The sequence below is a fragment of the Paenibacillus sp. Aloe-11 genome (assembly GCF_000245715.1).
Lineage (GTDB): Bacteria > Bacillota > Bacilli > Paenibacillales > Paenibacillaceae > Paenibacillus > Paenibacillus kribbensis.
This window is the reverse complement of sequence record NZ_JH601054.1, coordinates 73,211-74,941: the sequence shown is the minus strand read 5'-3', so window position 1 is coordinate 74,941 and position 1,731 is coordinate 73,211. Positions and strand designations below refer to the sequence as shown.

Below are 1,731 nucleotides of genomic sequence, written 5' to 3'. Positions count from 1 at the left end.
CCAGTTCCTGCACGATATTATTAGACGATACTCCATCCGAAATGATATGGTGCATGTCGTACATCAAAACGTGGCGCTCCGGTCCGGTTTGAATGAGGCGAACACGCAGCAGCGGTGCCTGCCGAAGATCAAAGCTGCGTACAAAAGACTCGATATACGCTTCGGTTTCGGATTCATCCACCTGCAGGCGCTCTACTGCAAACTCAACCTGATCGTAAACCCACTGAACGACCTCGCCTTCCACCATCTCAAAGGAAGTCCGCAGCGTTTCATGACGGGCAATCAACTGACGGAACGCACCCTCCAGCCGATCTGCCTGAAGCGGGCCTTCTACCGTTAACACACCCGGCATATTGTAGCTGACATCCCCACCTTCCAGATGGCTTAGGATGTACAGCCGTTTTTGAGCCGAAGAAACCGGGTAGTACGCCTGCTTAGCCGCAGCAGGGATCACCGTATAGGTGTCTGTCCCGTGCGCAGCTATGAGCTGGGCTTGCTGCTCAATCGTAAAGTGCTGGAACACCTCGCGCAGTGTAATCCGGCTGTCCAGTTCCTGGTGGATTTTGGCCACCAGCGTCGTTGCCCGCAGAGAGTGTCCACCCATGTCGAAGAATGAGTCGGTGACTCCTACGCTGGACAGCTTCAATACATCCTGCCAGATTTGAGCAAGCTTGGCTTCCAGCGGCGTCCGCGGCGCAACGTACTCCATGCCTCCTTCGAGGCGTGCTTCCGGCGCAGGCAGCGCTCTGCGGTCGATTTTTCCGCTTGGCGTCAGCGGGAATCGATCCATCTGTACGACATACGTCGGGATCATGTAATCCGGCAGCTTCGGCTGCAGCGCGTTCCGCAGCTCCGGCAAACTCAGTGACGCTGAGGCTACGATGTAGGCACACAGGTCCTTGTGCCCGTCTTCGCTTTCCCATGCGGTCACCACGGCTTTCTGGATGCCGTCCACGGTCAGCAGCTGCGCTTCCACCTCGCCCAGCTCGATCCGGTAGCCCCGGATTTTCACCTGGTGGTCGACCCGGCCCAGATACTCAATGCTGCCATCAGGCAGCCAGCGTGCCAGGTCCCCCGTCCGGTACATCCGGTTCGCGTGAGTGGTGCCCGCTTGTTCGCCTGTAGCCGCACTAGCAAACGGATTCGGGATGAACTTCTCTGCCGTCAGTTCCGGCAGGTTCAGGTATCCTCGTCCTACTCCGGCACCCCCGATATAGAGCTCGCCCACGATACCAATCGGTACCAGCTGTTGCTTGGTATTCAAGATGTACACGGACAGATTCGGAAGCGGTGTTCCGATGGATACCGTGTGTTCCCCTTTTTCCAGCAGCACGTTCAGGCTCTCCACATCTTCAATGGTATAAGTGGTCGCATCTACCGTCGTTTCAGTCGGACCATACACGTTGGTAATCACCGGACGATACTTGGACCACTTGTGCAGAAGCCCGTGAACCAGGGACACAGGCAACGCTTCGCCGCCGATCAGGTAGTGCTTCACTTCCGGCGCTTCCGTCACGTCGACGGTCTCGTTCAAGATATGCAGGTGCGCAGGTGTGCCGTCCGACAGGTCGATCCGGTGCGTGCGGTAGTAGCCGATCAACTGCTCTCCATTCAGGCTGACGTCACGGGATATCACATGCAAGGTGTGGCCTAACAGCAGGCTGGCAAAGATTTGCTTCACCGAGGCATCAAATACAAATGCCGACAGCCAAGCCACTTGAAGCGGCTGGT

Annotated in this window: 1 protein-coding gene; it reads right to left on the bottom strand. The window is 57.0% G+C overall.

What is annotated here, in order from left to right:
- Positions 1 to 1,731: condensation domain-containing protein (locus WG8_RS28395; protein WP_007430359.1), on the bottom strand; the 1,731-nt coding region annotated here is incomplete at both ends.